We start from the raw sequence: 7,743 nt of genomic DNA, 5'->3' as shown, positions 1-7,743 counted from the left end.
CCACCCCCCCCTGCACCGCCTCCACCGCGCCGAGCACCTTCTTCTTCATGCGCCCCTGCGCCACGGCCATGTAGGCGGGGTCGTTGACCCGGGCGGCGGGGATCTCGCGGATCAGGCTCGACTCGTCGGGGAAGTTGGCGAGCAGGCCGGGGACGTTGGACAACAGCAGCAGGGCCTCGGCCTTGAGGCTCGTCGCCACCATCGAGGCCGCGGTGTCGCCGTCGGTGTTGATGGCGTCGCCCTCGTAGCTCACGGCCGGCGGGGTCAGCACCGGCAGGTAGCCGGCCTCGAGCAGCAGCGTGAGCAGGGCGGTGTTGACCCGCTCGACCGAGCCGGTGAAGTCGCCGCGGTGGATCTTGATCTTGCCGTTCTCCACATACTTCACCGCTTCCTTGCGCCTGCCCTCGAAGACGCGCCCGTCGAGCCCCGACAGGCCCACCGCGTTCACGCCCTCGCGCTGCAGCAGCTCGACGACGCGCTTGTTCACCAGGCCGCAGTAGACCATCTCGAAGATCTCGAGGGTGCGCCGGTCGGTGAGGCGGCTGGTCATGCCGCCGGGGTGGGTGAGGAACTGCGGCGGGTGGCCCAAAGCCTCCGCGACCTTGTTCGTCTCCGACGAGCCGCCGTGCACGAGGATGAGCCTGTGCCCCTGCTTCCACAGCGCGGCCGCGTCCTTGGCGACCGCTTCGTAGTTGATGCCTTCCGATCCCCCGACCTTGACGACGATCACGCCCAAAAGTCTACCGCACCCCCAGCCGTACGGCAGCCCAGTGCAGGCCCCACAGCCACAGCGGCCCCAGCAGCGGGATCACCCCGGACCCCCACCCCAGCATCAGGCCAATTAAGCCCGTGGATAGCCCGCCCCCCAGAATCCACGCAGCTAGCCACAGCAGGCTCGAGTGCCCATCTATGCCCAGCGCCACGATCATCCCAAAGCCCGACAACAGCGCCACTATGCTGCCCCAAAACCAGCCCTGCAGCAGCATGAGCAAGAAGGTAGGCCCGAAGGATACCTGCCGCAGGTAGCCCCAGAGGCCTGCCGTTAGGGCCGCGCTCGGGCAAATCGCTAATACCAACACCCTCAGCAGCTCCCCGGAGAGTGAAAGGGTAGAAGCGAGGACCGCGGCGACCGGAAGGGCACTCAGGCCGCCCCAGAGCATCAGAAGTAGGAGTTTCACCCGTTCCCCACCCACACGCAGATGGCTCAGCCCCGCCCCTGGCGCGCGTACACGTCCGGGTCGTGGCGCTCCATGAAGCGGTCGGGGGCGGCCAGCGGCCTGAAGCCGAACTGCGCGTACAGGCCGTGCGCGTCGCGGGTCGCCAGCATCCAGCGCCGCAGGCCCTGGAGCTCGGGGTGGGCCGTGATGCACTCCATCAGCCACTTCGACAGCCCCTGGCCGCGGCGCTCGGGCAGCACGTAGACGTCGGCCAGGTAGGCGAAGGTGGCGCGGTCGGTCACCAGCCGCGCCCAGCCCACCTGCGCCCCGCCCTCGAAGACCCCGAAGGCCAGCGAGTTGCGGAAGGCCCGCTGCAGCACCTCGAGCGGGATCCCCAGCGACCAGTAGGCCCGGGTGCTGAGGTGGTGGTGCACCAGCGGCCAGTCGAAACGAGACAGGTCGGTGCTGACGGTGAAGCCGACGCGGTTCCACTCCATGCGCCTACTCTAGCGGGTAGAGCTCCGGGCGCAGGAAGGGCGGGAGGGCGAGCTCGAGGGTGTGCCGCCAGAACTCCACGCGCTCGACGCGGGCGAGGGTGAGGATGCCCACCGCGCCCGGACCCTTCTTGGTGTCCTTCTGGCCCACCAGCTCGTCCATCACCGGGCCCAGCTCCTCGCCCGCCCGCACCCGCTCGCCCACCGCCGGGGGGAGCAGCACGCTGCCGCCGCGGGCCACCCCCGTGCGGCCGTCCTCGCGCAGGACCACCGCCACGTTGAACAGCCACGCGCCCAGGTCGTTGAACTCGACGCCGGCCTCCAGGCCCAGCCCCCAGCTCGCCCCCGGGGTCCGCAGGGCGCCTTTCGCCCGGTTGTGGGCCCCGGTGAAGGTCTCCTCGTAGCCGATGGGCTGCACCCGCACCCCCGAAGGCACCTCCACGCCGCGCACCTCGAGGCCGCCGAACACCTCCGCGAACACCCGGCGCACGGGCTCGAGCTTGGCCGGGTTGGTCGAACCGACGATCACCATGCCGGCATCCTAGCGCACCCGGCGGGCGGGGGCGGGCTCGAGGCGTAGGCCGCCCTCATCCGCCCCACGAAGCCAGCCGTCCACCGTTCGGCTGATATACCATTCAGGCTCCTGGACTAAACGGAGCGCCGGTTGATTTACGATTTCGTCCACCGTCCATATAATTTGCTCGGCGACTTCTGCCACAAATGTAGGAACCAAACAGGAGGAGGTTAAATGAAATACCTCAGTAAGCTGGTAACCCTATGGCTCGTCGGAGCCGGATTGGCCTTTGCCGGGCCACAGGACAACACCCTGGTGGTGGGGGCCTCGCAAGAGCCTACGGTGCTGGGCGGGGACTTCCTGAGCATCATCTCCAACCAGTCCATCAAGGCCGAGGTGGAGAACTACCTGCTCGTCCCGATGATCGGCATTGACGCCGACAGCAAGAACTTCCCCATCATGGTCACCGAGCTGCCCACGCTGGCTAACCGCCGGCTGCGCTCGGTGGACATCGGCGGGGGCAAGCGGCGCCTGGAGATGGACCTCACCCTGCGCTCCGACCTCAAGTGGTCCGACGGCACGCCCATCACCACCGACGACATCGCCTTCTTCAACGAGGTGGGCAACGCCAAGGGCATGCCGGTGCTCAACCCCGACGTGTGGGAGCGGCGCAAGCTGATCGTCAAGGACAAGCTCAACTTCACCGTGACCTTCGAGCCCGCCTTCTACACCGACACCATCGGCGCGCCCATCGGTTACGCCCCGGCGCACGTCATGCGCCCGGAGTGGCAGAAGGTGCTGGCCCAGACCCAGAACCTCGACGCCCGGCGCGACGCGGCGCGCCTGAGCGAGATCTACCGCAACTTCTTCCAGGCCTTCGGCTCCAACCGCGCCATCAACCAGGGCAAGATGGTCTGGGCGGGCCCCTTCCGGGTGAGCCGCTGGGCCGCCGGCAGCACCATCGAGCTGACCCGCAACCCCAACTTCTGGATCACCCCGCCCGGCGGCGCGGACAAGTACGTCCAGAAGGTCACCTACCGCATCATCCAGAACACCAACTCGCTGCTCGTGGCCATCCTGGGCGGCGGCGTTGACGCCACCTCGCGCGTCTCCATCACCCTCGACCAGGCCCGCAGCCCGCAGCTCACCAGCCGCGCCCCCGGCCGCTACGACATCTGGAGCGTCCCCGGCGCGGTGTGGGAGCACATCGACGTCAACAAGTTCACCAACGTCGAGCGCGTGAAGGAGCTGGGCCTCGACGACAAGCGCACCCGCCAGGCCCTGTTGCACGCCCTCGACCGCGAGTCGTGGGTCAAGGCCTTCTTCGAGGGCTTCGAGCCGGTGTCCCACACCTGGGTCGCCCCGGTGAACCCGCTGTTCAACGACAAGGTGCGCCGCTACGAGTACAACCCCGACAAGGCCAAGGCCCTGCTGGCCGAGATGGGCTGGCGGCCCGGCCCCGACGGCATCCTCCAGCGCACCGTCGGCGGTAAGACCGTCCGCTTCGAGATCGAGTTCGTGACCACCTCCGGCAACGCCATCCGCGAGCGCACCCAGCAGCTCTTCGCCGAGCAGTGGAAGCGCATCGGCGTGGCGGTGAAGATCAACAACGCGCCGAGCTCGGTGGTCTTCGACGCCAAGTACCTCAACCGCGCGGTCGAGGGCACCTGGACCGGCATGACCATGTTCGCCTGGGTCTCGAGCCTGGCCGAGCTGGGCAACCTCTTCAAGTACAAAGACCTCAACACCGGCGCCACCTTCATCCCCACCGCCGAGAACAACTTCACCGGCCAGAACATCGGCGGCTGGCGCAACGACGAGTACGACCGCCTGGCGGCCCAGGCCGTGGTGGAGTTCGACCCCGAGAAGCGGGCCGAGCTGTTCGCCCGCATGCAGGCCATCTGGGCCGAGGAACTCCCCGCCCTGCCCCTGCGCTTCCGCGCCGACCCCCTGATCACCAAGAAGGGGCTGGTCAACTACCTGGGCGCCACCTACTCCGGCGGCAACAACTACCCCAACTGGCTCCCCTGGGCCATCGGCTGGACCTCCCGCGGGGCCCAGAAACTCTTCGACCAGGCCAAGTACGCCACCGCGATCAGCACCAAGTAAGTCCCCGGCCGGGTTGGCCCGCAGGAGTCTGCGGGCCAACCCCCTGGAGCGGTTAGAGAACCCCGGCGCGGCAGCCCCTTTCGCCGCCGACCGCGCCGCTCATTTCAAACCCTGAGTTTGCCGCTGAACAAAGCTGGAAGAGATTTTGTCCCAAGGAGGCTTCAGACTCGGATGTTCGCCTACACGATCCGCCGTTTGGTCCAGATGATCCCGCTGCTGTTCGCCGCCTCGGTGGTGATCTTCGCCCTGCTGGCGCTGCAGCCGGGCGACCCGCTCGACGAGTTGCGGCAGAACAACCCCAACCTCACCGCCGAGCAGCTCGAGCAGCTCCGCAAGGCCTACGGCCTCGACCAGCCCATCTACGTGCGCTACTTCAAGTGGCTGGGCCGCGCCCTGCAGGGCGACCTCGGCCAGTCGCGCAGCTACGGGGTGAAGGCCGCCGAGTTCGTCTTCGGCGAGCGCCTGCCCCGCACGCTGCTGCTGTCGGGGCTGGCCTTCGCGGTGGCGCTGCTCATCGCCATACCGGTGGGCATCTTCTCGGCGGTGCGGCAGTACAGCACCGCCGACTACGTCATCACCTTCATGACCTTCATCGGCTTCTCCACCCCGGTGTTCTTCCTGGGCATCATCCTGCTCTACCTCTTCACCGTGGTCGTGCCCGAGCGCACGGGGTTGCCCGCGCTGCCCACCGGCCTGCCCAGCCTCTTCTGGAGCGACGTGACCAGCGGCAGCATCAGCTTCTTCAGCTACGTCGGCACCTGGGCGACCCACCTGATCCTGCCGGTGATGACCCTGGCGCTGATCCAGATGGCCTCCTGGACGCGCTACATGCGCGCGAGCCTGCTCGAGGTGCTGGGCCAGGACTTCATCCGCACCGCCCGCGCCAAGGGCTTGGCCGAGCGCAAGGTGCTCTACAAGCACGCCCTGCGCAACGCGCTCATCCCCATCGTGACGTTGGTGGGGCTGGCGGTCCCGGGGGTGCTGGGCGGGGCCATCATCACCGAGAACATCTTCTCCTACCCCGGCATGGGCCGCACCATCTTCGAGTCGTTGCTGGCGAAAGACTACAACGTGGCGATGGCCGCTCTGGCCATGCTGGCGGTGCTGACCGCGCTTTTCAACCTGATCGCCGACCTGCTCTACGCGGTCGTTGACCCGCGCATTCGCTACAGCTAGAGGTGTGTATGGCTATCGCTGCGCCCAAATCTTCCCCCGCTGACACGGCCTTTGGCCTGTTCTGGCGGCGTTTCCGCAAGCACCGCCTGGCCGTGGCCTCGCTGGTGTTCATCGGCCTGCTGATCCTCATGGCCGTGTTCGCCCCCTTCATCGCCCCCTACAGCCCCACGGCCCAGCCCACCGGCGGGGACCTGGCCTCCAAGTACTTCCAGGGCCCCAGCCGCGAGCACTGGCTGGGCACCGACGACCTGGGGCGCGACGTGCTCTCGAGGATCATCTACGGCGCGCGCGTCTCGCTGCTGGTGGGCTTCATGGCGGCCATCTCCGGCGTGCTGCTGGGCACCATCCTGGGCACCCTCGCCGGCTACTTCTCCGGCCGCCCCTTCCGCTTCTACCTCGGCCCCTTCAACCGCCGCGAGGGCAGCTGGCAGCCGCCGCTGTTCGCGGCGTGGCGTGTGGCGTCGTGGGTGCTGTTCTACGGCCTGCTGCTCGGGGCGGCCCAGCTCGTGTGGACGCTGGGCGGCGACGACATCCGCGCGGCCCTAGGCGGCGACTGGAGCTTCACCAACCTGCTCTCGCTGGTGGCCTCGAGCCTGGCCTGGGCCGCCATCGCCTGGGCGGCGGTGTGGGGCCTGACGGGCAGCTTCCGCCTCGACCTCGACGTGCTCATCAGCCGGGTGATCGACTTCATGCTCACCATCCCCGAGTTGCCGCTGCTGCTGGTGCTCTCGGCGCTGCTGCGCGACCCCGGCGCTTCGGTGGGGCAGTGGATCCAGGGGGTCTTCGGCGAGTCCACGTCGGTGTTCATCATCATCTCGATCCTGGTGCTCTTCGGCTGGACCGGCAGCGCCCGGCTGGTGCGCGGGGCCATCCTCTCCCTGCGCGAGCAGGAGTTCACCACCGCCGCGCAGGCCCTGGGCGCCTCGGAGGGCCGGGTGATGTTCCGCCACCTGGTGCCCAACACCATCGCCCCCATCATCGTCAACGTGACGCTGGGGGTGGGCGGGGCCATCGTGACCGAGGCCGCGCTCTCCTTCCTGGGCTTCGGCATCCAGCCCCCGGTCGCCACCTGGGGCAACATGCTCACCAACGCGCAGGAGTACATCTTCAGCGCCCCCTGGCTGGCGCTGGCGCCGGGCTTCATGATCTTCCTCACGGTGCTGGCGTTCAACTACCTCGGCGACGGCCTGCGCGACGCGCTCGACCCCCGCAGCCGCTTGTAGCTGTTACAGTGAAGCTGTGTACCGGCAGCCTCGAGAAGCCTTTGAAGCCCGGGTCCATACCCCCGTGCACCGCATCTACGGGCAGATCTACCTGATCCCCGGCAGCGGCACCGCCGACCTGCTCAACGCCGAGGGCAAGCTCTACCTGCCGGTGACCGGCGCCATGCTCTACGAGGCGGGCCACAAGCACCCGCCCGAGGTGGACGAGCTCAAGGCCAGCAGCGCCTTCGTGGCCCTGCAGAAGACCCACCTGCGCTGGCTGGTGGGGGGCCGCCCGGCCACGCCCCGCACCTCCAAGGGCATGCTCGAGCCCAAGCGGCTGGCGCTGCTGTACGGCTCCTACCTGCTGGCCGGGTCGCTGGAGATCCCCAAGGGGGTGCGCCTGTCCGACTACCTCTCCTCCGCCAAGCCCTTCCAGACGTTGCACGCGGCGGGGTTGTACCTCCTCGAGCCGCACAAGCCCGTCGTGGAGCTCGCCCCCTACGAGACCTTCGAGTTCGTGACGGTCAACCTGCACCAGGCCGAGGGGGTGGTGGAGGCCCCGTCGGGCCAGGGACAGGACACGAGGCTGACGCTGTTCGGTTAGGTCGCCGGTGGCCGAACGCCGGGCGCGGGTCGTACGTTCGGCGTCGTACGTCTTACGTCGTACGCAAGACGCAAAACGCTAGACGCCATGGCCCCCGGCCCTCGACGCCGGCAGGGAGGAGTGTTCTTTTCACCACAAGCCACGAGCCGCGAGCCGCCCGCTATCGGCTATCCGCTATCGACCAACCCACTACCGCTTCAGCAGGTACACGGTCAGCTCGCGGTTGTTGCGCAGTTGGAGCTGGAACTCGAAGGGCTGGTACTCGGCGGCCTCGACCCTGAGGGTGTACTCGCCGGCCTCGAGGCCCTGGAACAGCACCTCTCCCCCGCTCTGGGCACCGAGGTCGGTGCCGCCGCGGCTGAGCCGGACCTGGGCGCCGGCGATGCCGGTGTTGACCTTGAGCAAGCAGGGGCACAGCGCTTCGTTGCTGACGACGCCCACGCGCTCCTGGGGGGCGGCGGGCGCGGCCGGGGTGGGCTCAGGG

At 68.3% G+C, this 7,743-nt stretch carries 9 protein-coding genes; 4 read left to right on the top strand and 5 right to left on the bottom strand.

Translation table 11 applies throughout. From position 1 onward, the window contains the following. The 4 genes from Mterra_RS16860 to yjjX form a co-directional block, all read right to left on the bottom strand. On the bottom strand, positions 1-730 hold a 730-nt coding region (locus tag Mterra_RS16860), incomplete at its 3' end, for a [LysW]-aminoadipate kinase (RefSeq protein WP_119316217.1). Positions 731-740: 10 nt separating this feature from the next. After that, positions 741-986, bottom strand: a complete 246-nt coding sequence (locus Mterra_RS22005) for a hypothetical protein (protein WP_147372890.1) — start codon at positions 984-986, stop codon at positions 741-743. A 218-nt stretch (positions 987-1,204) separates the two neighbouring features. Beyond that, positions 1,205-1,654 (bottom strand): GNAT family N-acetyltransferase, encoded by a 450-nt coding sequence (locus tag Mterra_RS16850; protein WP_119316215.1) that lies wholly within the window; start codon positions 1,652-1,654, stop codon positions 1,205-1,207. A 4-nt stretch (positions 1,655-1,658) separates the two neighbouring features. Further along, a complete protein-coding gene (gene yjjX / locus Mterra_RS16845) occupies positions 1,659-2,183 on the bottom strand; it encodes an inosine/xanthosine triphosphatase (RefSeq protein WP_119316214.1) in 525 nt (174 codons plus the stop codon). 216 nt (positions 2,184-2,399) lie between these two features. Between yjjX and Mterra_RS16840 the strand changes: the two genes are divergently transcribed. The 4 genes from Mterra_RS16840 (at position 2,400) to Mterra_RS16825 (ending at position 7,259) form a co-directional block, all read left to right on the top strand. After that, positions 2,400-4,274 (top strand): peptide ABC transporter substrate-binding protein, encoded by a 1,875-nt coding sequence (locus tag Mterra_RS16840; protein ID WP_119316213.1) that lies wholly within the window; start codon positions 2,400-2,402, stop codon positions 4,272-4,274. Positions 4,275-4,445: 171 nt separating this feature from the next. Further along, entirely contained in the window at positions 4,446-5,450 is a 1,005-nt protein-coding gene (locus tag Mterra_RS16835; RefSeq protein ID WP_119316212.1) for an ABC transporter permease, read from the top strand. Positions 5,451-5,458: 8 nt separating this feature from the next. Continuing rightward, complete coding sequence (locus Mterra_RS16830; protein WP_119316211.1) at positions 5,459-6,673, top strand: ABC transporter permease; 1,215 nt, start codon at positions 5,459-5,461, stop codon at positions 6,671-6,673. Positions 6,674-6,689: 16 nt separating this feature from the next. Then, positions 6,690-7,259, top strand: a complete 570-nt coding sequence (locus Mterra_RS16825; protein ID WP_119316210.1) for a DUF6812 domain-containing protein — start codon at positions 6,690-6,692, stop codon at positions 7,257-7,259. Between the two features lie 189 nt (positions 7,260-7,448). Here Mterra_RS16825 and Mterra_RS16820 read toward each other — a convergent pair. Next, positions 7,449-7,743 (bottom strand): carboxypeptidase-like regulatory domain-containing protein (locus Mterra_RS16820; RefSeq protein ID WP_147372888.1); only part of this gene is annotated, 295 nt, incomplete at its 5' end.

The organism is Calidithermus terrae, assembly GCF_003574345.1.
GTDB lineage: Bacteria > Deinococcota > Deinococci > Deinococcales > Thermaceae > Calidithermus > Calidithermus chliarophilus.
Note: the sequence above shows the minus strand (reverse complement) of the source record. Positions and strands in the feature narration are given on the sequence as shown.

Excerpts from the sequence above, each read along its gene's own strand:
- Mterra_RS22005 (WP_147372890.1), bottom strand. The coding sequence starts at position 986 with ATGCTGCTGCAGGGCTGGTTTTGGGGCAGCATAGTGGCGCTGTTGTCG.
- Mterra_RS16850 (WP_119316215.1), bottom strand. The coding sequence starts at position 1,654 with ATGGAGTGGAACCGCGTCGGCTTCACCGTCAGCACCGACCTGTCTCGT.
- yjjX (WP_119316214.1), bottom strand. The coding sequence starts at position 2,183 with ATGGTGATCGTCGGTTCGACCAACCCGGCCAAGCTCGAGCCCGTGCGC.
- Mterra_RS16840 (WP_119316213.1), top strand. The coding sequence starts at position 2,400 with ATGAAATACCTCAGTAAGCTGGTAACCCTATGGCTCGTCGGAGCCGGA.
- Mterra_RS16835 (WP_119316212.1), top strand. The coding sequence starts at position 4,446 with ATGTTCGCCTACACGATCCGCCGTTTGGTCCAGATGATCCCGCTGCTG.
- Mterra_RS16830 (WP_119316211.1), top strand. The coding sequence starts at position 5,459 with ATGGCTATCGCTGCGCCCAAATCTTCCCCCGCTGACACGGCCTTTGGC.